Annotated in this window: 21 protein-coding genes; 11 read left to right on the top strand and 10 right to left on the bottom strand. The window is 65.0% G+C overall.

What is annotated here, in order from left to right; translation table 11 throughout:
- Nucleotides 1-139: 139 nt before the first annotated feature.
- The 4 genes from N2603_RS32585 to cyoD are packed head-to-tail and all read left to right on the top strand — an operon-like array spanning nucleotide 140 to nucleotide 3,990.
- Nucleotides 140-973: a cytochrome ubiquinol oxidase subunit II family protein gene (locus N2603_RS32585; RefSeq protein WP_260385349.1), complete on the top strand. Its 834-nt coding sequence runs from the start codon at nucleotides 140-142 to the stop codon at nucleotides 971-973.
- Nucleotides 963-2,963: a cytochrome o ubiquinol oxidase subunit I gene (gene cyoB, locus N2603_RS32580; protein ID WP_026312478.1), complete on the top strand. Its 2,001-nt coding sequence runs from the start codon at nucleotides 963-965 to the stop codon at nucleotides 2,961-2,963. Before N2603_RS32585 ends, cyoB begins: the two co-directional genes overlap by 11 nt.
- Nucleotides 2,963-3,604, top strand: a complete 642-nt coding sequence (locus N2603_RS32575) for a cytochrome (ubi)quinol oxidase subunit III (RefSeq protein WP_260385348.1) — start codon at nucleotides 2,963-2,965, stop codon at nucleotides 3,602-3,604. Before cyoB ends, N2603_RS32575 begins: the two co-directional genes overlap by 1 nt.
- Nucleotides 3,601-3,990: a cytochrome o ubiquinol oxidase subunit IV gene (cyoD, locus tag N2603_RS32570; protein ID WP_260385347.1), complete on the top strand. Its 390-nt coding sequence runs from the start codon at nucleotides 3,601-3,603 to the stop codon at nucleotides 3,988-3,990. Before N2603_RS32575 ends, cyoD begins: the two co-directional genes overlap by 4 nt.
- A 213-nt stretch (nucleotides 3,991-4,203) precedes the next feature.
- Here the strand turns inward: cyoD and N2603_RS32565 are convergent, their stop codons facing one another.
- Nucleotides 4,204-4,992 (bottom strand): thermonuclease family protein, encoded by a 789-nt coding sequence (locus N2603_RS32565; RefSeq protein ID WP_260385346.1) that lies wholly within the window; start codon nucleotides 4,990-4,992, stop codon nucleotides 4,204-4,206.
- 202 nt (nucleotides 4,993-5,194) lie between these two features.
- On the opposite strand from N2603_RS32565, the gene N2603_RS32560 reads away from it, so the two are divergent.
- The 4 genes from N2603_RS32560 to N2603_RS32545 all read left to right on the top strand — a co-directional run bounded on the left by N2603_RS32560 (nucleotide 5,195) and on the right by N2603_RS32545 (nucleotide 10,346).
- Nucleotides 5,195-6,793: a GMC family oxidoreductase gene (locus N2603_RS32560; RefSeq protein WP_260385345.1), complete on the top strand. Its 1,599-nt coding sequence runs from the start codon at nucleotides 5,195-5,197 to the stop codon at nucleotides 6,791-6,793.
- Nucleotides 6,794-6,990: 197 nt separating this feature from the next.
- Nucleotides 6,991-7,440: a hypothetical protein gene (locus N2603_RS32555; protein ID WP_260385344.1), complete on the top strand. Its 450-nt coding sequence runs from the start codon at nucleotides 6,991-6,993 to the stop codon at nucleotides 7,438-7,440.
- A gap of 103 nt (nucleotides 7,441-7,543) precedes the next feature.
- On the top strand, nucleotides 7,544-8,563 hold the full coding sequence (locus N2603_RS32550; RefSeq protein WP_260385343.1) for a S1C family serine protease: 1,020 nt from the start codon (nucleotides 7,544-7,546) through the stop codon (nucleotides 8,561-8,563).
- Nucleotides 8,564-8,621: 58 nt separating this feature from the next.
- A complete protein-coding gene (locus N2603_RS32545) occupies nucleotides 8,622-10,346 on the top strand; it encodes an FAD-dependent oxidoreductase (protein WP_311740720.1) in 1,725 nt (574 codons plus the stop codon).
- Between the two features lie 255 nt (nucleotides 10,347-10,601).
- Here the strand turns inward: N2603_RS32545 and N2603_RS32540 are convergent, their stop codons facing one another.
- Nucleotides 10,602-14,078 (bottom strand): indolepyruvate ferredoxin oxidoreductase family protein, encoded by a 3,477-nt coding sequence (locus N2603_RS32540; protein ID WP_260385342.1) that lies wholly within the window; start codon nucleotides 14,076-14,078, stop codon nucleotides 10,602-10,604.
- 166 nt (nucleotides 14,079-14,244) lie between these two features.
- Here N2603_RS32540 and N2603_RS32535 point away from each other — a divergent pair, with 166 nt between their 5' ends.
- The 3 genes from N2603_RS32535 (at nucleotide 14,245) to N2603_RS32525 (ending at nucleotide 17,892) form a co-directional block, all read left to right on the top strand.
- Nucleotides 14,245-15,210 carry a hypothetical protein gene (locus N2603_RS32535; protein WP_260385341.1) on the top strand — a complete coding sequence of 322 codons (966 nt, stop codon included), beginning with the start codon at nucleotides 14,245-14,247 and terminating at the stop codon, nucleotides 15,208-15,210.
- A gap of 320 nt (nucleotides 15,211-15,530) precedes the next feature.
- The gene (locus tag N2603_RS32530; protein ID WP_260385340.1) at nucleotides 15,531-16,229 is read left to right on the top strand and encodes a cysteine hydrolase family protein; all 699 of its coding nucleotides are present in this window, start codon (nucleotides 15,531-15,533) and stop codon (nucleotides 16,227-16,229) included.
- A 10-nt stretch (nucleotides 16,230-16,239) separates the two neighbouring features.
- Nucleotides 16,240-17,892 (top strand): regulator, encoded by a 1,653-nt coding sequence (locus N2603_RS32525; RefSeq protein WP_260385339.1) that lies wholly within the window; start codon nucleotides 16,240-16,242, stop codon nucleotides 17,890-17,892.
- A gap of 53 nt (nucleotides 17,893-17,945) precedes the next feature.
- On the opposite strand, the gene N2603_RS32520 is transcribed toward N2603_RS32525, so the two are convergent.
- From N2603_RS32520 to N2603_RS32485, 8 genes are all read right to left on the bottom strand, one after another.
- Nucleotides 17,946-18,770, bottom strand: coding sequence for a carbohydrate ABC transporter permease (locus tag N2603_RS32520; RefSeq protein ID WP_260385338.1), 825 nt, complete (start codon nucleotides 18,768-18,770; stop codon nucleotides 17,946-17,948).
- Nucleotides 18,767-19,705 carry a carbohydrate ABC transporter permease gene (locus N2603_RS32515; RefSeq protein ID WP_260385337.1) on the bottom strand — a complete coding sequence of 313 codons (939 nt, stop codon included), beginning with the start codon at nucleotides 19,703-19,705 and terminating at the stop codon, nucleotides 18,767-18,769. Before N2603_RS32515 ends, N2603_RS32520 begins: the two co-directional genes overlap by 4 nt.
- Complete coding sequence (locus tag N2603_RS32510; RefSeq protein WP_260385336.1) at nucleotides 19,702-21,027, bottom strand: ABC transporter substrate-binding protein; 1,326 nt, start codon at nucleotides 21,025-21,027, stop codon at nucleotides 19,702-19,704. Before N2603_RS32510 ends, N2603_RS32515 begins: the two co-directional genes overlap by 4 nt.
- Before the next feature lie 79 nt (nucleotides 21,028-21,106).
- Nucleotides 21,107-21,886 carry a sulfur oxidation c-type cytochrome SoxA gene (gene soxA, locus N2603_RS32505; protein ID WP_260385335.1) on the bottom strand — a complete coding sequence of 260 codons (780 nt, stop codon included), beginning with the start codon at nucleotides 21,884-21,886 and terminating at the stop codon, nucleotides 21,107-21,109.
- Nucleotides 21,883-22,200 carry a thiosulfate oxidation carrier complex protein SoxZ gene (soxZ, locus tag N2603_RS32500; protein WP_260385334.1) on the bottom strand — a complete coding sequence of 106 codons (318 nt, stop codon included), beginning with the start codon at nucleotides 22,198-22,200 and terminating at the stop codon, nucleotides 21,883-21,885. The genes soxA and soxZ overlap by 4 nt, the downstream gene beginning before the upstream one ends.
- Nucleotides 22,200-22,667, bottom strand: a complete 468-nt coding sequence (locus tag N2603_RS32495; protein ID WP_260385333.1) for a SoxY-related AACIE arm protein — start codon at nucleotides 22,665-22,667, stop codon at nucleotides 22,200-22,202. Before N2603_RS32495 ends, soxZ begins: the two co-directional genes overlap by 1 nt.
- A 7-nt stretch (nucleotides 22,668-22,674) precedes the next feature.
- Nucleotides 22,675-23,070 (bottom strand): sulfur oxidation c-type cytochrome SoxX, encoded by a 396-nt coding sequence (soxX, locus tag N2603_RS32490; protein WP_260385332.1) that lies wholly within the window; start codon nucleotides 23,068-23,070, stop codon nucleotides 22,675-22,677.
- Between the two features lie 234 nt (nucleotides 23,071-23,304).
- The gene (locus N2603_RS32485) at nucleotides 23,305-24,588 is read right to left on the bottom strand and encodes an NAD(P)/FAD-dependent oxidoreductase (protein WP_260424316.1); all 1,284 of its coding nucleotides are present in this window, start codon (nucleotides 24,586-24,588) and stop codon (nucleotides 23,305-23,307) included.
- Nucleotides 24,589-24,635 lie beyond the last annotated feature (47 nt).

Here is a 24,635-nt window from a genome sequence, read left to right as displayed (position 1 = left end):
GAATTGCATGCTGCGGCCGGCTCAACGGGCATGGCTCCCCTTGCGGTTCAGGAACCGTTCCGAAGTCGCGGCGTTTGTTGCGGAGCCTTTTCCGCGCTAGGCTCCCTCCCGGGGCTTCCCAATCGCCAGTGGCTTGCCGATGAATCTGCTCGACCCACAAGGGCCCGTGGCTGCGGCCAACAGCACCATCCTGGGCGATTCCGTCTTCATCATGCTCGTGATCGTGGTGCCGACCATTGTCGCGATCCTGGCCTTTGCGTTCTGGTTTCGCGCATCCAATACAAAAGCGCGCTTCCAGCCGGACTTCGTCTATTCGGGCCGCGTCGAAATGGTGGTGTGGTCGATACCTGCGCTGACCGTCATCCTGCTCGGCGGCGTCGCCTGGATCGGCTCGCACCAGCTCGATCCCGCAGCGCCCGTGCCGGGGACCGGCAGTCCGGTTCGCATCCAGGCCGTCTCGCTCGACTGGAAATGGCTGTTCATCTATCCGGACCAGCGCATCGCCACCGTCAACACGCTGACGGTGCCGGCCGGCGCCGAGCTGAATTTCCAGCTGACGTCGTCGAGCGTGATGAACACGTTCTTCATCCCGCAGCTCGGCAGCATGATCTACACCATGAACGGCATGGTGACGCGGCTGAACCTGCGCGCGGACAACGAGGGCAAGTTGCAAGGGCTGTCGGCGCATTTCTCCGGCGACGGTTTTCCCGACATGATGTTCGACGTCAACGTGATCTCGCCGCTGGCGTTTCCCGACTGGGTCGCGACCACGGCGAAGAGCGATGCCGTGCTGAACGAGGCCAGCTACAAGGCATTGATGCAGCAGGGCATCGAGCGGGGCCGGCCGACCTACCGCCTGGAAGACCCGCGTCTGTTCGACCTGATCGCAACCCAGCACATTCCGCCAGGGCCCGGCCCCGAGCTGATATCGGCTGCCGGCCGCGCACATAGTGGAGGTCACGATGCTCGGTAAGCTCGACTGGTCGGCCATTCCGTTCGACCAGCCGATCCCGCTCGTCGCGGGCGCGGTGGTGCTGGTTGCGATCCTCGCCGTGCTGATCTGGGTCGTGGTGAAGGGACATCTGCCTTATCTCTGGGATGAATGGATCACCAGCGTCGATCACAAGCGCATCGGCGTCATGTACATCCTGCTGGCCTCGGTGATGCTGCTGCGCGGCGGCAGCGACGCCATCATGATGCGGATCCAGCAGGCGGTCGCCTATCAGTCGCAGGGCTATCTGCCGCCGGAGCACTACAACCAGATCTTCTCGGCGCACGGCACCATCATGATCTTCTTCGTGGCGATGCCGTTCGTGATCGGGTTGATGAACCTCGTCGTGCCGCTCCAGCTCGGCGTCCGCGACGTCGCGTTTCCGACGCTCAATTCGGTCGGCTTCTGGCTGACCGCGACCGGTGCGCTGCTGGTCAATATCTCGCTGGTGGTCGGCGAGTTCGCACGCACCGGCTGGCTCGCGTTTCCGCCACTCTCCGGACTGTCCTATTCACCCGGCGTCGGCGTCGACTATTACGCCTGGTCATTGCAGATCTCCGGCGTCGGCACGCTGGTCGCCGGCATCAACCTTGTCACGACGGTGCTGAAGCTGCGCACCAGGGGCATGAACTATCTGCGCATGCCAATGTTCTGCTGGACCACGCTGGCCTCGAACCTCTTGATTGTCTCAGCGTTCCCGATCCTCACCGCGACGCTGGCGATGCTCTTGCTCGACCGTTACCTCGGCTTCCACTTCTTCACGAACGAAGCCGGCGGCAACGTCATGATGTTCATGAACCTGATCTGGGCCTGGGGACATCCGGAGGTCTACATCCTCGTGCTGCCGGCCTTCGGCATCTTCTCCGAGGTGGTGTCGACCTTCTCGGGCAAGGCGCTATTCGGCTATCGCTCGATGGTACTCGCGACCATGGCGATCTGCGTCGTCTCCTTCATGGTCTGGCTGCACCATTTCTTCACCATGGGCGCGGGCCCGGATGTGAATGCCATCTTCGGCATCGCCAGCATGATCATCGCGATACCGACCGGCGTGAAGATCTACAACTGGCTGTTCACGATGTATGGCGGCCGCATTCGGTTCGCGACGCCCATGCTGTGGTCGGTCGGCTTCATGGTTACCTTCATCATCGGCGGCTTGACGGGCGTGCTGGTCGCGGTGCCGCCGGCGGACTTCATGCTCCACAACAGCATGTTCCTGGTCGCCCACTTCCACAACGTCATCATCGGCGGCGTGCTGTTCGGGGCCTTTGCCGGCTTCGAATACTGGTTCCCGAAGGCATTCGGCTTCCGCCTCGACGAGCGCTGGGGCAAGGCCGCATTCTGGTTCACCTTCACAGGCTTCTACGTGACCTTCATGCCGCTCTACATCGCCGGCATGCTCGGCATGACCAGGCGCCTGCAGCATTACGACGTCGCGGCCTGGCGGCCGTGGATGATCGTCGCGGCAATCGGAATGGCCGTGCTGTCGATCGGGGTGATCTGCCAGATCATGCAGCTCGTGGTCAGCATCCGCAATCGCGAGGCGCTACGCGATCGCACCGGCGATCCCTGGGACGGCCGCTCGCTGGAGTGGGCGACCTCGTCGCCGCCGCCGGTGTTCAATTTTGCCTTCCATCCGGATGTTCGCGGTGAGGATGCCTATTGGGATATGAAGACCCGCGCACAGCAGCAATCGTTCGAGCACGACGTGCCCGAATATCAGGACATCGAGATGCCCCGGAACTCGCCGACTGGATTCATCTGCGCGTTCTTTGCCTCGATCATGGGCTTTGCGCTGATCTGGCATATCTGGTGGATGGTGATCCTGGGCGGCCTCGGCGCGTTCGCGACATTTGTCGTGTTCGCCTGGCGCGACCATGACGAATACGTCATTCCGGCCGAAGAGGTCGCCCGCATCGATCGGATCAATCTCGAGGAGCGGCGCAGCCTCGTCAGCATGGCGGGAGCGGTCTGATGTCTATGACAGCAGCCGTTGGCCGTGCGCACGCCGATCCCCATCACATCGGGGTCGTCATCGAGCATCCCGGGCCCGCATCGAAGCGGATCGTCACTGCCTACGGTTTCTGGGTCTTCCTGCTCTCCGACATCGTGATGTTTTCCTGCTTCTTCGCGGCCTATGCGGTGCTGTCCGGCCAGACCGCCGGCGGCCCCAGCGGGGCGGAGATCTTCGAGCAGCGGAACGTCGCGATCGAGACGGTGTGCCTGCTGCTGTCGAGCTTCACATGCGGCATGGCCAGCATTGCCGCCGACGTGCGCAACCGGTTCTGGTTCTATCTCGGCATGGCCGTGACCTGCGTGCTCGGCGTGATCTTTCTCGTCATCGAGTTCCGCGAATTCGCCGATCTCGTCGCGCGCGGCTATGGCCCCTCGCGCAGCGCCTTCCTGACGTCGTTCTTCTCGCTGGTCGGCTGCCACGGCCTGCACGTCTCCGCCGGCGTGCTCTGGCTGCTCACCATGATGGCCCAGGTCTTCGCGAAAGGCTTTCGCGCCGACGTGTTGCGGCGGATGATGTGCTTTGCGCTGTTCTGGCACGCACTCGACATCATCTGGGTCGGGGTGTTTTCCGTCGTCTACCTGCTTGGGGGTGCCCCATGAGCGATCAGACGCATATTCCAACCGGGCACGATCTCGCGCCGGGCGAGGAAGAGCAGCACAGTGTCGGTGAGCGGATTCTGGGCTACGTCGTCGGTCTTGTTCTGGCGCTGTTGCTCACGGCGACCTCGTTCTTCATCGCCGGCACCGACCTGGTCTGGCAGCCTTCGATCCCGGTTGCGCTGATCGTGCTGGCGATCGCGCAGATGGGCGTGCACCTGGTGTTCTTCCTGCACATCACCACGGGCCCTGACAACACCAACAACGTGCTGGCGCTGGCGTTCGGACTGCTGGTCGTCTTCCTGTTGGTCGGCGGCACCGTCTGGATCATGTCGCATCTGAACGGGAACATGCCGCCGATGGACCAGATCATGCGGATGCGGACGTAGGGACCCCCAAAAAGAAGAGCCGCTTGTTGTGACAAGCGGCCCAAGTCTAGGGAGGAAACGCCCGAGCAAAGACAATCCGATGAGGATCGTCTGCCAAGGAAGCGCTCGCGCAAAGCGCGTGCGCACTTTGATAAGTGCAGCAACTCCCGCCGAAGTTCAATTCCGGATCAATACGGTCTCGGACTACCACTCACGCGTGCGTGAAGGAATTTTTCACTTTGGCCGGCGGCAATTATAGGCCTTGCGGAACCCGGCGGCCTGGGCGTCGTCCTCGGAGCAGAACCAGCGGTCCGGCTTGGTGGTTGCGGGATAGCTCGGGCAGCCCCGCAAATGATAGATGCCGATATTGCCGGTGACGCGGGCGCGCACCGCGAGCTTGCCCTTGATGCTGCAGCTCGGCGGCATCGTCAGCTCGTCCGGGAACAGCACGGCGCGGATCTCCTTGTCGCGGTCGGAGCGGCAGGCGGCGCCCAGCAGCGCACCGTCCTTCTTGCCGCTGCGGAATTCTTGCGGCGCAACAAAGCAGCCCTTCCAGATCCCGGCAGAGGCGGTCTTCGCCTCGGCCGCCGCCGGCTTGACGTTCGCCTTGATCGGCTCGCGAGCGATGGCATAGCCGAGCTTGACCAGCTGCTCGTTCAAGGTCGCCTTGTCGCCCTCGGCCGTGCAGATGGCGCGGTGGCGTTTGCCAAAACTCTTTTCCGGCCCGACATCGTCGCAACGCACGGAGCGCTTGTTGATCAGCTTCGCCAGCTGGTCGCGGGCCTCGATGCCGCAGGTCCAGGGATCGGCGTGATCGTCGATGCAGACCTGGTCCAGTTCGGGCGCGTCGACGCCGTCGAGCCGGTAAGTGACGTCGCCGAGCTGGATGGAGTTGCCGTCGCGGGCCGTCGCGGCAGCGGTCAGGGCGGAGGCCGGCTCGGAAGACGCCAGAACTCCGGACAAGACAAAAAACAAAACGAGCGCAAAAGCGCGGGCGGCGGCAAAGAAATTTCGAAAGGACATGCGGTCTCGCTATCGATGGCTCGTGCGTCCTGTTCCTAGCATCCGGACGTGGCGATACCAATGGTCTGCGCCCTGCGAAGTGCGACATTCCGGGCCGGCGGCTTTACTCGGCCGCAGCTCTGACCCTATCGTTTGCCGGCCTCGCGGAGCGCGAAAGGCCGAATCGCCCGGTAAGCGGCGAGGGGGGGAGGACAAGGTTGCGATGAAAGACTCCGTGGACGTCCTGATCATCGGCGCCGGCGCATCGGGCGCGGCGGTGGCGTGGTCGCTGGCCGAAACCAAGATGCACATCGTCTGCCTGGAGCAGGGCGGCTGGATGAACCCGGCGGAATATCCCAGCACGGGCCGGGACTGGGAGGCCAAGTTCTACGGGGAGTGGTCGTCGAGCCCCAACGTCCGTGGCCGGCCCGAGGACTATCCGATCAATGACGACGATTCGCCGATTAAGGTCGTCAACTACAATGCGGTCGGCGGCTCGACGGTGATGTACACCGCGCACTGGCCGCGGCTGCATCCCTCCGATTTCAAGGTGAAGACGCTCGACGGCGTCGCCGACGACTGGCCGATCGACTACGACGCGCTGACGCCGTTCTTCGAAGAGAACGACCGCATCATGGGCACGTCGGGTCTATCCGGCGATCCGCTCTCGCCACTGACGCACCCGCCGATGCCGCAGCAGCCGATGGGATTGTCCGGCGCCATCATCGGCAAGGCCATGAACGAGCTCGGCTGGCACTGGTGGCCGTCGGACACGACGGTCGCGACCATGGACTATGAGGGCCGGGCGCGGTGCATCAATCTCGGCCATTGCACGCCGGCCTGCGCGCAAGGCGCAAAGTCCTCCACCGACATCACCTATTGGCCGCATGCGATCCGCGCTGGCGTCGAGCTGCGCACCCATTGCCGGGTGCGCGAGATCACCACCGACGAGAATGGCATGGCCTCGGGCGTGGTCTATTACGACAAGGACGGTGTCGAGCAGTTTCAGCCCGCGCATGTCGTTATCATCGCCTGCAACGGCGTCGGTACGCCGCGGCTGCTGCTGAACTCGGCGTCCGGCCGCTTCCCGAACGGCCTTGCCAATTCGTCCGGCCTCGTCGGCAAGAATTTGATGTTCCACCCCTATGCGCAGATCTACGGCTATGTGAAGGAGCCGACCGACTCTAACCGCGCGCCGCCGACCTGCCTGTGGAGCAAGGAATGGTATGACACCGACCTGTCGCGCGGCTTCGTGCGCGGCTACGGCGTCCAGTTCGTGCGCGGGGCAGGGCCGGTGTTCGAGGCCGTCGTTAGCGAGCAGAAGGGCATTCTGCCCTGGGGCGAGGATCATCATCGCGTCTTCCGCAAGCTCAACGGCCATCGCCTAGGCTTCTCCGCGATCTGCGAGGACCTGCCGGAGGAGCACAATCGCGTCACGCTCGATCCGGTTCTGAAGGACAGCCACGGCATTCCCGCGCCGAAGATCGACTACACGATCAGCGAGAACAGCCGGAAGATGATGGAGCATGCGCTGGCGCGCGGCCGCGAGTTTCTCGAGACGGCGGGAGCGAGTGACATCTGTGTCAACTCGCCGATCCCGTGGGGCGGCTGGCATTTGCTCGGCACGGCGCGGATGGGCACCGACCCCGAGTGCTCCGTCGTCAACGAATGGGGCCGCTCGCACGACGTGAAAAACCTCTTCATCGTCGACGGCAGCATCTTCGTCACCTCCGGCGGGGTGAACCCGACCTCCACCATCCAGGCCCTCGCGCTCTACATCGCCGACCAGATGAAGCAGCGCCTCGCCAATTTGTTCGATTGATCATGATTGCATTCAAACGCAGCCGCGCGCTCCCTGCACCTCTCCCGCTTGCGGGAGAGGTCGGCACGAAGTGCCGGGTGAGGGCCTCTCCTCTGGGGGAGCCCCTCTGTGGAGACACCCTCTCCCCAACCCTCCCCCGCGAGCGGGAGAGGGAGCGCACCGTCTTTGCGGCGGGAAAGAACCAATGAGAGCACGCCATGACTGATCAGTTCACCCTCACGCCGCGGCAGCGCCAGAACTTGCGCGCCATCGCCGCGATGATCATTCCACCGAGCGAGGAATATCGCGTCCCCGGCGCGGATGACGAGATCATTCAAGCCGACATCCTCGCAACGCTTGGCCGGGACACCAGGCCGGTCGCGGCGGCGCTCGACCATCTGGCGCGGCTTGCGGGGATGCCGCTCGCCGACCTCGCGCCCGACGCGCGCGACGGCGTCGCGCAGCAGTTCCGCAGCTCGGGCAGCGTGCCGGCCGCAACTCTCGTCCGCGTCGTCCTGCAATGCTACTACCGCGACGACCGCGTGCTGCGTTCGCTCGGGCTGGAGCTGCGCGCGCCATTCCCGAAGGGCCATGTGCTGCCGGACGGCGACTGGTCCCTGCTCGACCCGGTCAAGGCGCGGGCGGGCACGTTGCGGCGGGCGCCCTAGCCAGTTGGGCAGTCCACTGGGCAGCCCAGCCCTGCGCTCCAGACGGATCCCTTGCGCTGGAGGGAACAGGCCACCATCTGTGTGAGCCTCAAGGACTCCTACCATGCTGGATTTCACATCAGATATCGCCGGTGACGCCCCGTCATCGCGAACGGCGGCGGCTGCCCCGGCTGACGACCGGGCGCTGCTGGACGCCTATTCCAATGCCGTGATCGACGTCACCGACCGCGTCGGCCCTGCCGTCGTGCGCGTCGAGACCGGACCAAAAGTGCCGAACGGCCGCGAGCGCGGCGGGCTGGGCTCGGGCATCGTGATCTCGCCTGACGGGCTCGTGCTCACCAACAGCCACGTGGTCGGCACGTCGAAGGAGATCCGGCTGCGGGATGTCGAGGGCCATGTCGGCGATGCCCGGGTGCTCGGCGTCGATCCCGACACCGATCTTGCGCTGCTGCGTGCCAATGGCGTGCGCGATCTGCCCTATGCCGCGCTCGGCAATTCCAAGACCTTGCGGCGTGGCCAGCTCGTGATCGCGATCGGCAACCCGCTCGGCTTCGAGTCGACCGTGACCGCCGGCGTGGTTTCGGCGCTCGGGCGCTCGATCCGTTCAGTGAGCGGGCGCACCATCGAGGACGTGATCCAGACCGATGCCGCGCTCAATCCCGGCAATTCCGGCGGGCCGCTGGTCTCCTCGAAAGCCGAGGTGATCGGCATCAACACGGCCATCATCAACGGCGCGCAGGGCATCTGCTTTGCGGTCGCCAGCAACACCGCGCAATTCGTGCTGTCGGAGATCATCCGCCACGGCTATGTCCGCCGCGCCTATATCGGCGTCGCCGGGCAGACCGCGCCGGTCCCGCGGCGCCACGCGGTCGTGGCCGGCGTCGAGAACAAGATGGGCGCGCTGTTGATGCAGATCGAGCCGGACGGCCCCGCGGCGAAGGCGGGCCTGTTGCCCGGCGACGTCGTGATCAGGCTCGATGGCGTCGAGATCAACGGCGTTGACGATCTGATCCGCGTGCTCGACCGCGACCGGATCGGCCGGCGGCTTGCCATGGACGTGCTGCGGCTCGGCCGTCTGCGGGCGATCGACATCGACCCGGTCGAGCGCAAGCCAGCCCGCTAGCTGCCGGCCGGTCGGCGGGGTATGACGGTGTCATGCCCAGCTTTCGGACACTTGCCGCATGATGCCGGCGCACGAGATCTACGACGTCATTGTCGTCGGCGCCGGTGCCGGTGGCATGACGGCGGCGGCCGTTGCGGCCGCAGAAGGCCTGCGCGTGCTGGTCATCGAGAAGACCGCTTTTGTCGGTGGTACTACCGCGTGGTCCGGCGGCATGGTCTGGATTCCCGCCAATCCCAAGATGAAAGAGGCAGGGCTCTCGGACAGCATCACAGACGCCGTCCGGTATCTGTCGAGCACGGTGCCTGAAGCTGCCAATGCCGGGCTGCGCGCGGCCTTTCTCGCGCGCGGGCCGGAGGCGGTCGCCTGGCTCGAAGCCAACACCGAGGTGCGGCTCCAGCCCGTGAAGGTCTATCCGGACTATTATCCGGAACGGCTGGGTGCAACATCGGGCGGCCGCGTGCTCGAGCCGGTGGCTTTCGACGGCACGCGGCTTGGTCGGGCTTTCGCGCGGCTACGACCGCCGCTGCCGGAGTTCACGCTGTTCGGCGGGATGATGGTCAACCGGCTCGACATTCCGCATCTGCGGCGTGTCGGAAAATCGCTGCGCTCGACCCTGCGCGCGGCGCGGCTTGTTTCTGCATACGCGTTGCAGCGGCTGCGCAGCCCGCGCGGCACGACGCTGCATCTCGGCAATGCGCTTGCCGCGCGGCTATACGTCTCGCTGCTGGCGCGGCAGGTCGAGATCCTTTTCAGCGCCGATGTCGAAGATCTGTCGATGCAAGGCGATCGCGTCGCGGGCGTGGTGATCCGCCACGGCGCCCGTGATCGTCTGATCGCAGCGCGACGCGGCGTGGTGCTGGCGACCGGTGGCTTCTCGCATGACGCGACGTTGCGCAAACGCTTCTTCCCGCCTGCCGCCGGATTCGTCTCGGCGACCAACACAGCAGGCACTGGTGATGGGCTTCGGCTTGCGTCGACGGCCGGTGCTGCCCTCAACACGGACGTGACCAGCCCGGCCTATTGGGTGCCCGCCTCGCTGTTCCGCCGCGCCGACGGCAGCCGCGGCGTGTTTTCGCACACGGTGACCGACCGCGCCAAGCCCGGCGTGATCGCCGTGAATGCGGCGGGCCGCCGCTTCGTCAACGAGGCGCTGTCCTACCACGAGTTCGTGCTCGCGATGCTGCGTGATGGCAATGGCGAGCCGGACCGGCCGTTTTACCTGATCTGCGACCGCGCGTTCCTGTGGGCTTATGGTCTCGGTCGCATCAAGCCGTTCAAGCGCAGTGTTCGGCGCTATGTGGCGAGCGGCGAGTTGGTCGAGGCGCCTGACATCGCGCGGCTGGCGGCGGAGATTGGCATCAAGCCGTCGACGCTCTCGGCGACGATTGCGAGCTACAACGAAGCTGCTAAGGAAGGGCGCGATCCCGAATTCGGCCGCGGCAGCACCGCCTATCAGCGCCACCTCGGCGATGCCGCGCACAAACCGAACCCCTGTGTTGCGCCGATCGTGCGCGCGCCGCTCTTCGCGATGCGCATCTATCCGGCCGATCTGGGCACGGCGATCGGCATGAAGGTGGATGCGCAGGCCCGCGTGCTGCGCGAGGACGGCACGCCGATCGCGGGCCTCTACGCCTGCGGCAACGACATGGGCTCGATCATGAACGGCAATTGTCCGGGGCCGGGGATTACGCTGGGACCGGCACTCACGTTCGGATACATCGCGGGACGGCATCTGGCGGAGGGGGCGGTGATAGCGCCGAGTGCCGCGAAGGCGTCGCTCTAGCAATTATCACCGCTGTCATGCCCTGCGAAGGCGGTGCATCCAGTACGCCGCGGCTTCTCGATTCAATCACAACCGTCTCGGAGTACTGGATCGGCCGCTTCGCGGGCGATGACAGCGCGTGTGAGGCGAGCGCGTGCCACAATCTCCGTCATTGCGAGCGCAGCGAAGCAATCCAGATTTTGGCCGCAGTGGCAGTCTGGATTGCTTCGCCGCAAGAGCTCCTCGCAATGACGCGGACAGAGTGCGTCCGATCCGCTACTCCGCCGCCGCCGCAAAGCGGCTGTTCTCCAGCTCCGCTTCCAGCCGCGCCGTTTCGGCCGCCGCCAGCTTGATGTTGGCTTCCTTGACGTGGCCGAAGCCGCGGATCGTCTCGGGCACGCGCGCGAGCCGTGCCAGCAGCGGGATCTGCTCCGCCTTCAGCCCGGCGACCCGCCCATCGATCATCGCCAGATAATCCTCGATCAGCTTGCGCTCGGTTCGCCTCTCCTCGGTGCGGCCGAACGGATCGAACGCGCCGCCGCGCAGGAATTTCAGCTTCGCCAGCACGCGGAAGCCATGGACCATCCAGCCGCCGAACTCCTGCTTCTGAAGATGCCCCGTCGCCTTGTCGCGCTTGGCGAAGATCGGCGGTGCGAGGTGGTACTTCAACGTGAAGTCGCCGTCGAATTTTTCGGACACCTTCTTCGCAAAGCTGCCGTCGGTATAGAGCCGCGCGACCTCGTACTCGTCCTTGTAGGACATCAGCTTGAACAGGTTCTTCGCGACCGCCTCGGTCAGTTCCGTCGAAGCCGGCGCGGCGGCTGTCTCCGCCTTGCGCACCTTGGCAACCGCGGCGAGATAGCGATCGGCGTAGGCCTTGTCCTGATACCCGGTCAGGAACTCCGCGCGCGTCGCGATGATGTCGTCGAGCGATTTCCCCGGCGCTGCGGCCCGGGCCTTGAACTGCAGCACGCTGCGCACCCGCGACATGTCGTGGGCGGCAAGGCGGCCCCAGGTGAAGGCGAGCTTGTTCATCTCGATCGCGGCGCCGTTGATCTCGATGGCGCGGTGCAGGGCCTCCAGCGACAGCGGGATCGCGCCCTTCTGGAAGGCGAAGCCGAGCATGAAGGGATTGGTCGCGATGCTGTCGCCCATCAGCGCGGCGGCGATGCCCGTGGCGTCGATGATGTCGAGGTTCTTGTCGCCGACGGCGTCGCGCAGCACGGTCTGCATCGTGCCCATCTCGAAATCGAGGTCGGGATTCTGCACGAAGCTCGCGGTCGGCTGCAAATCGGCGTTGATATAGGCCTTGGTCACGCCGCGCTCGGCGCGGCTCAGCGCAGTCGGCCCGGCCGAGACGATCATGTCGCAGCCGAGGATGACGTCGGCGCCGCCAGTGGTGATGCGGACCGCCGAGATGTCCTCCGGCTTCGGCGCGATGCGCACGTGGCTCATCACCGCGCCGTTCTTCTGCGACAGGCCGGTGAAGTCCAGCGCCGAGCAGCCGCGGCCGTCGACATGGGCGGCCATGCCGAGCAGGGCGCCGATGGTGATGACGCCGGTGCCGCCGATGCCGGTGACGAGAATGTTGTAGGGTCCGTCGAGCTCACGCGCGGGCGGCAGCGGCAGATCGGCGAACAGCTGCCCGGAATCGACCGCCGAAGTCCTCATGCGCTTGAGCGAACCGCCATGGACGGTGACGAAGCTCGGGCAGAAACCTTCGACGCAGGAAAAGTCCTTGTTGCAGTTCGACTGGTCGATCTGGCGCTTGCGGCCGAATTCGGTTTCGAGCGGCTGTACCGAAACGCAGTTGGAGGCCTGCGAGCAGTCGCCGCAGCCTTCGCAGACCAGCTCGTTGATGAAGGCGCGCTTGGCGGGATCGGGATAAAGGCCGCGCTTGCGGCGGCGGCGCTTTTCCGCCGCACAGGTCTGGTCGTAGATGATGACCGTGAGACCCTTGATGTCGCGCAGCTCGCGCTGCACGGCGTCGAGCTCGCGGCGGTGATGGATGGTTGCGCCTTGCGGGAAGTAGTTGCCTTCAGGGTATTTGCCGGGATCGTCCGAGACGATCGCGAGGCGCTTGACGCCCTCGGCCCAGACCTGATGCGCGATCTGCGCGACGTTGAAGGCGCCTTCGGCCGGCTGTCCGCCGGTCATCGCGACGGCGTCGTTGTAGAGGATCTTGTAGGTGATGCTGATGCCGGCGGCGGAGGCGGCACGGAGCGCCAGCAGGCCCGAATGCGTATAGGTGCCGTCGCCGAGATTCTGGAAAATGTGCGTCTCGGTGGTGAAGGGCGACTGGCCGATCCAGTTCACGCCCTCGGCGCCCATGTGCGAGATCAGATCGGTGCGGCGGGTCGGCATGCTCAGGGCCATGCCGTGGCAGCCGATGCCGGCCATCGCGCGGCTGCCCTCGGGCACGCGCGTCGAGGAATTGTGCGGGCAGCCCGAGCAGAAGAAGGGCGTGCGCGCCAGCTTGATCGGCGCGCTCGTGGTGACGGGATTGTCGAATGCTTCGAGCCGCGCCAGGCGCTGCTCCAGCACCGGGCTGTGATGGCCGAGCTTGCGCAGCCGCGCGACGAGGGCGGAGGCAACGATCGTCGGCGTCAGTTCGCCTTCGCTCGGCAACAGCGGCGCGCCGCGCTCGTCGCGCTTGCCCGTGACCGTCGGACGCTTTGAAGCGTCGATGTTGTAGAGGATGCGCATCAGCTGGTCTTCGATGAAGCCACGCTTCTCCTCGACCACCAGCACGTCCTGCAGACCTTCGGCGAAACGCCTGGCGCCGCTTTCCTCCAGCGGCCAGGTCAGCGCGACCTTGTAGATGCGAAGGCCGAGGTCTTGCGCGTCCTTGTCGGTGATGCCGAGATCGGCGAGGGCCTGGCGCAGATCGAGATAGGCCTTGCCGGTCGCGACGATGCCGAGCCGCGCAGGTTTTGAATCGAGCACGATGCGGTCGAGCTGGTTGGTGCGGGCGAAGGCCTGCACCGCTTCCATCTTCGGCCCGAATAGGCGCCTCTCGGCGTCCAGCGGCGGATCGGGCCAGCGGATGTTGAGGCCGCCGGGCGGCATCTCGAAATCGTCCGGCAGCTTGATCTGGATACGCTCGGGATCACTATAGATCGACGCCGAACTCTCGACGGTCTCGCTGATCGCCTTGAAGCCGACCCAACAGCCGGAGAAGCGCGACAGCGCGAAACCGTAGAGGCCGAGGTCGAGATAGTCCTGCAGCGTGGCGGGATTGATCACGGGGATCATCGCCGCCGCGAACACCTGCTCGCTCTGGTGTGCCAGCGTCGAGGATTGGCAACCATGGTCGTCGCCGGCGAGCGCGAGCACGCCGCCATTGAGAGAGGTGCCGGCCGCATTGGCGTGCTTGAGCGCATCGACCGAGCGGTCGACGCCGGGGCCCTTGCCGTACCAGATGCCGAACACCCCATCGACCTTGGCACCGGGGAACAGGCCGACCTGCTGGCTGCCCCAGACCGCGGTCGCCGCGAGGTCCTCGTTCAGGCCGGGGACGAAGGCGATGTCCTGCTGTTGCAGGAATGACTTCGCGCGCCACAGCGCATGGTCGTACATGCCGAGCGGGGAACCGCGATAGCCGGAGATGAAGCCGCCGGTGTTGAGGCCTTGGAGCCGGTCGCGTTCGCGCTGCAACATGGGCAGGCGGACCAGGGCCTGCGTGCCGGACAGGAAGATCCGCTTCGATTCGAGCCGGTATTTGTCGTCCAGCTCGACCTGCATCAGCGTCATTTCGGAGGTCCTTGTTCTTCTTGGTTTGGCGGGGATTTTGCGCCGCGGAAAGAGAGGCGGCTTGCGAAGCGGGTGTTGCCAGTCAAAAGCATGGACAGGCGAAGTCAATATCGCTGGCCGCATCCGTGGCGGTCCTGTTAGTCATGGCTGCCTGTGGAGAAAAGCCATGACCGCAAATGCATTCGAGACCGAGATCACCGAGACCGCGGAGACGCTGATCGGCCCGTGGCGCAAGCCGCGCCAGATGCTGCAGGCGCAAACTTACGATGCGCACGCCTCCATCCATGACGATGCCACCGCCCAGAAGCTCGGCTTCAAGGGCGGCACCATCGAAGGCCCGACGCATTTCAGCCAGTTTGCCCCGCTCGGCGCGCGGCTCTGGGGGCAGGCCTGGTTCGAGAGCGGCTGTCTCTCCGCGCACTACCGCAGCGTCTGCTACGAGGGCGAGGAGGTGCAGGCGATCCTGTCAAAGCCATTGCCGGGCACAAGCCAATGCCAGGTTCAGATGGTCAAGCGCGACGGCACCGAGGTGCTGCGCGGCACGGCCTCAATCGGCGACGCGACGGTCGCGACTGCGCTCGAGACCCGCCTCGGCGAGCTCAAGCCGCTGGCCGATCCCGTCATCCTGCGCGACGTCAAGGTGGCGCAGACGAGCAAGCGGCAGACGGTGAGGATGGCGTTCGACCAGAACATGGGCGACCTCTATCCGTTCTCCCTGAGGCAGAAGCTCGCCGTCATCACCGAGAGCTCGCCGTACTATTCGGGCGCGGACAATGCTTCTTCGAATCCTTGGCGCAAACCGATCATCCCGATGGAGATGCTGAGCGTGCTGTTCCAGTACCGCTCCAAGGAGGATCCGCTGCCGGCCAGGGGACCGGCCGTCGGCCTGTTTGCCGACCAGGAGATCCGTCTGGTGAAGGGACCGCTCTTCGTCGACGAGGAATACGAAGTCGAGCGCGAAGTGGTCGCGCTCTCCGGCAGCCGTCGCACCGAAAGCGCCTGGGTGAAGACGCGCGTGTTCGACAAGGCGGGGACGGTGGTTGCGACGATGCTGCTCAACATGGCGACGCTGAAGGATTCTTATGCGCCGTATGAGGAGGAGCATCGGCGGCTGTATGGGGCGGGGCGGTAGTCTCTGCTCGTCATTCCGGGGCGCGCGTAGCGCGAGCCCGGAATCCATTTCACCTCATACATTTCGGTCAGATGGATTCCGGGTTCGACGCTTCGCATCGCCCCGGAATGACGGCGGAGAGAGTGTCCACGTCCGCTCATCCCTTGGGCAAATGCACGTCGCAAAGCCGTCGCATAGAGAATAAGCAGGCCTCGATCGCCGACGTAACCGTCTGACTAAACAGCAAATTCGTTCACCGCCCGCGCTCTCCCGCAATTGTACACAATGGCACGGCGCTTGCAGAACTCCTGGCAAAGGGAGTTCTCGCGGGGGCCTGCGTCATGTTGAACTCAGCCAAGCCGACACCGGGCGTCATCAACGCCGAGCCCGAGCCGATCAGGCTCGACTGGCCCGCCACCGCGCTTCTCATCATCGACATGCAGCGCGACTTCATGGAGCCCGGCGGCTTCGGCGAGACGCTCGGCAATGACGTCAGCCAGCTCGCGCGCGCGGTGAAGCCGATCGGCGCGGTGCTGAAGGCGGCGCGCGACACCGGCATGCTGGTGATCCACACCCGCGAGGGCCATCTGCCCGATCTCTCCGATGCGCCGCCTGCGAAAGTCGAGCGCGGCGCACCGTCCTTGCGCATCGGCGATCCCGGCCCGATGGGCCGCATCCTCATTCGCGGCGAGGCCGGCCACGACATCATCCCCGAGCTCTATCCGCTCGACAGCGAGGTCGTGATCGACAAGCCGGGCAAGGGCGCGTTCTACGCCACCGAGCTCACGGACGTGCTGGAGAAATACGGGATCGAGAATCTGCTCGTGTGCGGCGTCACCACCGAGGTGTGCGTCAACACCACGGTGCGCGAGGCCAATGACCGCGGCTATCGCTGCGTCGTCATCTCCGACGGCTGCGCATCCTACTTTCCCGAGTTTCACGAGATGGGCCTGAAGATGATCAAGGCCCAGGGCGGCATCTTCGGCTGGGTCGCGGACTCAGCCGCAGTTCTGGAGGCAATGAAGGTTTCGACCACATAGGGGTATTATCATGAGCACATTGACGGGGACGGCAGGCAAGTCTGAGTTCAAGCCGGCACTATGGACATCGGGCGACTGGAACGCGTTCTTCGGCTTCGGCACCAACATCCTCGTCAACATGCTGGTGCTCACGGGCCTGTTGCGCTTCGTCTTGAAGATGCCGGACAGCCTCGTGTTCGGCCGCATCCTGCCCGCGCTCGGGCTGATGATGTGCCTGTCCACCTTCTATTACGCGTATCTCGCCTATCGTCTCGCCCAGAAGACCGGCCGCAACGACGTCTGCGCGCTGCCGTCGGGCGTCAGCGTGCCGCACATGTTCATCGTCACCTTCGTGATCATGCTGCCGATCACGCTGAAGACCGGCGATCCGCTCAAGGGCTGGTCGGCCGGCCTCGTCTGGGTGTTCTTCCAGAGTTTTATTCTGATGATCGGTGGCTTCATTGCGCCGTTCATTCGTAAGATCACGCCGCGCGCGGCGCTGCTCGGCACGCTCGCCGGCGTCTCCGTCACCTTCATCTCGATGCGGCCGGCGCTCGAGATGTACATGACGCCGCAGATCGGCCTCGTCTGCTTCGCCATCATCCTGGTGAGCTGGTTCGGCGGCGTGAAATACTGGCGCGGCATTCCCGCAGGCCTCGTCGCCATCGCAGCCGGCATGATCATCGCCTGGGGCTCCAACCTGTTCGGGCTCGGCCTCGGCGGCTTGAGCATTGCAGGCGTCGGCGCGGCCTTCGCCAATTTCGGCTTCTCGGTGCCGATTCCCGCCGTGGGCTACGTCTTCTCCGGCTTCGAATTCCTCGGCATCATCCTCGTCACCGCTATTCCCTTCGGCATCTATGACCTCGTCGAGGCCATGGACAATGTCGAGAGCGCGGAAGCGGCCGGCGACGAATATCCGACCACGCGCGTCTTGACCGCCGACGGCGTCGTCAGCCTGATCGGCTGCCTGATGGGCAATCCCTTCATCAACGCCGTCTATATCGGCCATCCCGGCTGGAAGGCGATGGGCGGCCGCATCGGCTACTCGGCTGCGACCGGCATCATGGTGGTGGTGCTGGCCTGGTTCGGCATCATCTCGGTGCTGCTGGCGCTGGTGCCTGTCGTCGCGATCTCGCCGATCCTGCTCTACATCGGCATGCTGATCGGTGCGCAGGCGTTCCAGACCACGCCGGTCAAGCACGCGCCCGCGATCGTGCTGGCGCTGACGCCGCATCTGGCCGCCTGGGCCAAGCTCCAGATCGACACCATGCTGGCCTCGACCATGACGGCGGCGGCAACCGTCGGCGGCATGGCGGCCGACAAGGCCGACGCGGTCAAGACCGCTGCGGTCGCAGCGCTGCCGCAGCAGGGCGTGTTCTATCACGGCCTCGAGGTGATGGGCGGCGGCTCCATCCTCGGCGGCCTCATCCTCGGTGCGATCGGTGTCTTCATCATCGAACGCGACTTCGAGAAGGCATCAAGCTTTGCGCTGGTCGGTGCGGTGCTGACCTATTTCGGCTTCATGCATGGCGAAGCCGTCGGCATCGGCGGCGGCTTTGGCGTCACGCCCGCGGTCGCGCTCGCCTACGCAGTGATGGCCGCCGGCCTGTTCGCGGCCAGCAAGCTCGGCACCGCCGAGCACTATGCCGCGCATCCGGAGATGCACGCCGCGCCGGCGGAGTAGGGCACACGCATTCGTGGCGGCCGGGCGACGTCGTGTCGCCCGGCCGCTTCATTTTACCCGCCCTTCACCGCTCCCGCCGTCAGCCCGGCGACGATCTGCCGCTGCGCCAGCACCGTCAGCAGCAGCACCGGGAAGGTGACGATCAGCGCGGCGGCGGCCAGCGGGCCCCAGCTGAGCTGGTCGAACGAGATCATGTTGTAGACCGCAACCGGCAGGGTGCGCGTCTCGCGCCCCGCCAGCACGATGCCGAACACAAAATTGTTCCAGGAGAAGATCACGGCGAGGATGAACGCGACGGCGACGCCGGGTTTTGCGATCGGCAGCGCGACGTGGCGGAACACCTGCCAGCGCCCGGCACCGTCGATCAGGGCTGCTTCCTCCAGCTCCATCGGCGTCGTCTCGAAATAGCCGATCATGATCCAGATCACGATCGGCACGGTCACGACGAGATGGATGATGATCTGCGGCACCAGCGTGCCGAGCAGACCAAGCCACTGGAACAGCAGGAACAGCGGGATCAGATAGGACAGGCCCGGCGTGATGCGGGCGATCAGGATCACGATCGCGGATTTGTGCGCGGCCATGCGGGCGATGCCGTAGCCGGCGGGGACGCCGACGATGAGCGCCAGCAGCGTCGAGCTGCCGGTGACGATCAGGCTGTTCGTGAAATAGGTCAGGAAGCGGTTGGAGGCGAGCACGTCGGCATAGTTCTTCCAGGCGATGCGATCCGGAAAGAACACCGGCGGGTAGGCGGCATTGTCGACCTCGAACTTGAGCGACAACGAGATCATCCAGAGGAAGAACAGGATCGCCGGCGAGACGATGACGAAGACGGAGAGCCACAGGCCGATTTTGCCGATGATCTGACGGGGTGTCATGCGCCGCTCGCGATTTCGGTCCACAGCATGCGCTGACGAGCGTAGAGCATCACCGCCGCAAGCAGGACAATCAGCAGGAAGAACACGACCGCGATCGCTGAGCCGTAGCCGAGGTCGTAATAGGTGAAGGCGACGCTGTAGAGATAGATGTTGATCGTCTCCGAGGCCGAGCCCGGTCCGCCCTGCGTGATCGCGAAGATGATGTCGAAGCTCTTCACCGCGTCGATCATGCGGATCATGCCCGCGATGAACAGGAACGGCATGATCAGCGGCAGCGTGATGAAGCGGAATACCTGCCAGAAGCTGGCGCCGTCGATCTGCGCGCTCTCGTAAGGCTCGGTCGGGATTGCGGCAAGGCCCCCGAGCACGATCAGCATCACCAGCGGCGTCCATTGCCAGGTCTCGACCAGCACCAGCGAGGGAATCACGGTTGCGGGGTGGAAGACCCAGAGCTGTGCGGGGATCCCGACCAGCGACAGCAGATAGTTCAGCACGCCGAGCTGCGGGTGGAACATCATGGTCCATACCAGCGCGATCGCCACCGGCGTTGCCATCATCGGCATGATGAAGACGCCGCGCAGAAATCCGCGGCCGGCGAAGTTCTGGTGAAACACCACGGCCGAGAGTGTGCCGAGGATCAGCGGCAGCGCCACCGACAGCACGGTGTAGACCAGCGTATGGCCGACCGCCTCGAGAAAGCGCGGATCGCTGGTGAGCCGCAGATAGTTGGAGAACCCGACGAAGGTGGTCGGCGAGCCGACCTTCCACTCATTCAGGCTCATCCAGATCGTGAAGACCCACGGGAAGATGATGATCGCGAGCACGACGACCAGCGCCGGCACCACGAAGGGCCAGTAGGATGGCGGCCGCAGCTCCTTCTCCGGCGCGGCATCGGACCGTGCCGCGGCCGGAGTCGATTGTGTCAACGCACTCACGCCTTTTCGCTGCGCTCCAGGATCGGCCGGAATTGATCGTGAGCCTTTTTCAGCTCTGTGGCGGGGTCGGTACCTGTGATGGTCGAGGTAATTGCGGCGCCGACAAGATCGCGGAATTCGGCGACCGGGATGATCACGGGCAGGCCCAGCTTGCTGATCTTGGCGGAATCAATCACCGACTGCAGCCATTCCTTGGGCATCTTTACGCCGCTCTGGACCTCGGGGTCATTCAGGATTGAGTTGCGGAACGGCACGCCGCCGCCGGCCTGCAACAGCCGCGCGCCTTGCTTCTTGGAAACCACCCACTGGCAGAGCAGATAAGCGGCTTCCTTGTTCTTGCTCGCCGCGGCAATGCCGATGCCGTCACCATAGGTGGCCGAATATTGTCCCTTCGGTCCGGCGGGAACGACGGTGTAGCCGACCTTGCCGACGACGCGCGAGGCGGCAGGATCTTCCAGCGGCGGCGCCCAGCCAACGCCGTCGATCCACATTGCGGAACGTCCTTGCGTGAACGAAGCCATCGACTCCATCCAGTTGAAGCCGACGACGCCGGGCGGAGCGACCTTCGTCAGCAGCGTCTGGTAGATTTTTGTTGCCTCGATCGCTTCCGGACCGTCGGTCAGGATGTTACCTTTGGCGTCGAGGAATTCCCCGCCGCAATTGAGGAAGAAGTTCGTCCACAACGTCATGTTGGCATTGCGCAGGCCTCGTCCGACGAAGCCGAAGGTGCCTTCCTTGGGGTCGGTGAGCTTCTCGGCAGCCGCGATCATCTCGTCGAAGGTCTTGGGCACCGCGACGCCCTTCTTCTGGAACAGCTCCTTGTTGTAGTAGAGGATGAAATAGTCGACCGACCAGGGCAGCGACAGCATCTGGCCCTTGTCGTTCTTGGCGTATTGCAGGCCGGCGGCCGAGAAATCGCTCTCGACGAGATCGGGCGCGGTCAGCGTTGGATCCTTCATGAAGGGCGTTATGTCGGCGAGCCAGCCGGCTTTCTCGAACTGCCGCTTCTGCACGTGATAGCTGAGATGCACGACGTCGAAGCTCGGCCGTCCCGAGGTGAGCTCGATCACGACCTTCTGGCGCTGCTGCTGCTCGGGAATCTGCTCGGATTCCACTTGGATGCCGGTGAGCTCGGTGAACTCCTTGATGTTCTTTTGCAGGTTGTCGCCGCGTGGACCCTTGGCGAGGATCACCTCCAGCTTGGTCCCGGCGTATTTCTTCCAGTTGACCTCGGCGCGTGCCGGCAGCCCGGTCAGGCTGAGCGCGCCGGCCGCGGCGGTGCCCTTCAGCAGCGTGCGGCGCGAGATGTTGTGGTTGGCCAATGCAGTCCCTCCCTCTGATTCATCTTCTTTGGGAGGGATACTAGCGGCCGTACCACGCCTGCCTAGTCCTAATCTACGATCAGGGACGTACGGCCGGCGTCTCCATCGGCAGGCCGCGCGCTCGCGACATCAGGTAAAGCTCGAGCGCGACCAGCTCGGGCGAGCCGTAATCATAGGCCTGGGCTCGGACACCGCTCATGCAGCTGCGCAACCGGCGCTCGATCGACCCCAGCGTTTGCCACTCCAGGCGGTAGAGCGGATAGCCGGTCGGCTGCGCTTGCGTGATCGGGGCGCCCGCGAGGCGCTTGTCGAAATTATCGTCGTGGCAATTGGTGCAGGCGAGGTTGAGCTGCCCTTCACGTTGCATGAAGAGGTCGCGGCCCTGGTCGACGAACGGCTTGAGCTGCGGATCGTCGCCGGCCGTGATCGCGACGCCGCGCGACTGGTGCGCGACATAGGCCGACAGCGCCAGCAGGTCGCGGCTCTCGTAAGGCAGCGGCGTTGCCTGCTGATGATTGGCACGGCAGAGATTGATGCGTTGGTCGAGCGTGACGGGGCGCGCCAGCGCCTTGTCGAAGGCGGGATAGCGCGCCGCGACGCCTTTCATGCTGGTCGCAGCATCGCCGTGGCAATCTGCGCAGGCTTTGCCGGCGTCGCCCGTCTTCTTGCCCCAGAGCGCCTCGCCGTCGAGCACGAACAGCATGCCCGGATTGGACGTATCGTCATCCTGCATGGCGCGCGTGTCCGGCCCCATGAAGGAATAGCCGGAGCGACGCGCATCGGGCGGGATCTCTCCGGCGAGCAGGGCGGGGCCCGTGACGAGCAGCATCGCCGCCGCTATCGCGCGCCAAAAAATCATTCGACCGTGATCGATGCAGAGGCGGTGGATGAATAGCCGTTGTCGCCGGTCCATTCGAACTCGAACTTGCCGCTCTCCTTCGCGACGGTGAAGAAGGACAGGTATGGGTTCGCGGCGATCGCCGGAAACAGGTCGGCGCGAAAGATCTCGGCGCCGTTGTAGCGGCAGGTGAAGCTCGTGATGATGTCGCGCGGCACCAACTTGCCGTCGGCGGTGTGGCGGAAGCCGGTCTCCATGATGTGCGAGGTCAGGGTGCGGATCTCGATGACGTCGCCGCGTTTGGCCTTGGCCGGGACGTTGATGAGCGCGGCCATCAGTTCATCTCCTCGGTGCAGGCGGCCAGCGTCACGACGATATCGGCCGCGACCTGCCAGAACGTGTCGTCGGAGAGCCGCGCGACCGCCACGACCTTCTGGGTGTCGGCCAGCCGGATCCTCGTCGAGACCTGGGCGCGGCCGGAGGAAGGATTGAGATAGAAGTTGCCGATGTTCGGCTGCGGGTTCTTCTCGTTGAAGACATGGATGCTCTTGACGTAGTCGTTTGCCGTCATCGGGCTGGCGACGCTCACGGTCATCGGCACCGTGTTGCCGTTCTCGACCAGGGGCGGAATGTCGAGCTTGACCCTGCCGGTGCGGATCTGTGCTTCACCAACGACGTTGCGGATCGCGGCGGTGAGCATCGCCGGCGTCGCCTCCAGCGGCCGTATCGTGACGATCGGGATCGTCCCGGCAACCGTGGCGCCACCGGCAAGGCTCAAAAATTGTCGTCGCGTGGTGGGCATGAACGGTCTAGTCCCGAAGCGTTGCAAGAAAGGTCACGATGTCCTCGATCTCCGCAGCCGACAAGATCGGCTTGCCGGCAAAATTGCGCCCGACGCGGACGAGGCCATCGTTGCGATAATAGGACGGCATGATGGTCTCCGGGTTGAAGCGCGCTGCGTCGACCAGACGAAGCCGCAACTGGCTCACCGACCACCGGTTCCCGGCGCCGCTGAGATCGGGCGCGAGGTCGCCCTGGAACCGCGTTTCCGGAAACGGGCCGGAATGGCAGAGGATACAGGTGGTCGTGCGCGCCAGCACCAGCGCGCGCCCGCGCGCGGCATCGCCGGGCGCGCCGGTGAGCGATTGTGGAATGCCGTCGCCGGCGATCCTGTAGGGCACGAGCTCGTCGGCTCGTGCGGGCAAGGCCAAGATCGACACGAACAATGCTGAAATCGCCAGTGCTCGATGGAGTGACTGAGATTGCCACGAGCTCTGCTCACCTCTCCCGCTTGCGCGAGAGGTCGCCGCGCAGCGGCGGGTGAGGGCTCTATCCTCTTGGGGGTTCTCGCGTGCGGAGACACCCTCTCCCCAACTCTCCCCCGCAAGCGGGGGAGGGGGCGCACTATGGTCGTGGCGGCGGCTTCGTCTCAGCATGTCTTAGCCAAAGGTGTCCGCCGTGATGGTTTGAAACCAGCGTTCCGCCTCGGCCGCTTCGCGGGCACGCAACTCGCGCGGCGCATCGACCGGGCTCGTCGTGCCGCCCTCGACCTCGGCGAAGATATCGCCCCTGGGCTGGTAGTTGCCGGCGAGCGAGAAGCCGTCGCCCGGCGCGACGGTGTTGTAGCAGACGCCGGTCAATCGCGGCGCCTCCGGCGCGCGGCCCGCGAGGAGGCCGATGATCGCGCTCGCGCACGCCTTGCCCTGAGCGCTCGCGGCTGATGCCGATTTCGGGATGCCGCCGCCAAGGCAGGCATCGCCGATGACGTGGATGTTCGGAACGAGTTTTGACTCGAAGGTGACAGGATCGATCGGGCACCAGCCGGTGTGGTCCGCCGCGCCTGCGATATCGGCAATGCGACCGGCGCGTTGCGGCGGGATGACGTTGGCGACGTCAGGCGTGTAATTGCCAAACTCGGTGACGATGGTTCTGGTTGAAGGATCGACCGAGGTCACGCGGCCGCCTTGCGACAGACCAATGCGTTCGATCATGTCGCCGTAGAGCTCCTTCCACGCCTTCTCGAACAGCCGCTGTTGGGAGAAACTGTCCTTGGCGTCGAGGACCAGCACTTTCGAGCGCGGTTTTTTCGTCTTCAGATAATGCGCGATCAGGCTGGCGCGCTCGTAAGGCGCCGGCGGACAGCGCGACGGATTGGCGGGGATCGCAATGGCGACCGTGCCGCCGTCTTCCATCGCCTCCAACTGTCGGCGCAGCAACAGCGTTTGCGCGCCGGCCTTCCAGGCATGCGGCATCTTTTCCGATGCGGCGTTGTCATAGCCGGGCAGGGCCTCGACGTGGAAGTCGATGCCGGGCGACAGCACGAGACGGTCGTAAGGCAGCGCGACGCCGTCAGTCGTCATGATGCTGCGCCGTTCCGGCTTGATCGCGGTTACGGCCTGGCCGATCACCGTGACGCCCTCGGCGGCGAGCTTGTCGTAGCCGAACTGCTGCGCGTCGATGTCGCGCAGGGCCGCAATCACCTCGTTGCTGAAGGGACAGGCGGTGTAGACCGCGTTGGGTTCGATCAGGATGACCTGCAAATCTCCCTGCGCATGCTTCAGCGCGCGGGCGCAAGCCGCGCCGCCGAAGCCGCCGCCGACCACGACGACACGTCCCGTGGACTGCGCGCGCGCAATCGATGGCCGCGCCAACGCTGCGGCCGCCAAGGTGATGCCGAACACGGCATTCCGCCGTGTCACCGGGCGCGTGGTCATCAGGGGCATCTGGAAAAGGGCTGCGGCGGCAATCTCTCGCCGCCGCAGCATGTTGC

This window comes from Bradyrhizobium huanghuaihaiense, assembly GCF_025200885.1.
Taxonomy (GTDB): Bacteria; Pseudomonadota; Alphaproteobacteria; order Rhizobiales; family Xanthobacteraceae; genus Bradyrhizobium; species Bradyrhizobium huanghuaihaiense.
The sequence above is the reverse complement of the archived record's forward strand: the minus strand, read 5'-3'. Positions and strand labels throughout refer to the sequence as shown.